Annotated in this window: 1 pseudogene; it reads right to left on the bottom strand. The window is 82.6% G+C overall.

Annotated features, from left to right (window positions below):
* Window positions 1-190: pseudogene (locus PUR26_RS24270) on the bottom strand (methyltransferase domain-containing protein); the annotation flags it as partial.
* Window positions 191-327 lie beyond the last annotated feature (137 nt).

Consider the following 327-nt stretch of genomic DNA (forward strand, 5'->3'; position numbering starts at 1 on the left):
CGCCGAACCTCCGCGCCAGCTCCAGCGCGCCGGGCGACACGTCCACGGCCACCACACGGGCCCCGCAGGCCGCCGCGAGCATCACCGCCGAGAGCCCCCCGCCACCGCAGCCCTACCCCGCCACCCACTCGCCGCGCGCCACCCGCCCCTGGGCCGCCACCGCCCGGAAGGCGGTCGCGCACCGCGATCCACCCTCACGCCGCCCCGCTGGCCCCCCACGACGCCCTTCGGAGCGGCCCCCGGTGGCCGCCGGCCCCCCGGGGGGGCCGCCACAGCCGCTTCGGGAGCGGGGCGGGCGGCGCGGGGGGGGACCAGCAGGTCTGCGAG

Source organism: Streptomyces sp. SP18CS02, assembly GCF_036322365.1.
Lineage (GTDB): Bacteria > Actinomycetota > Actinomycetes > Streptomycetales > Streptomycetaceae > Streptomyces.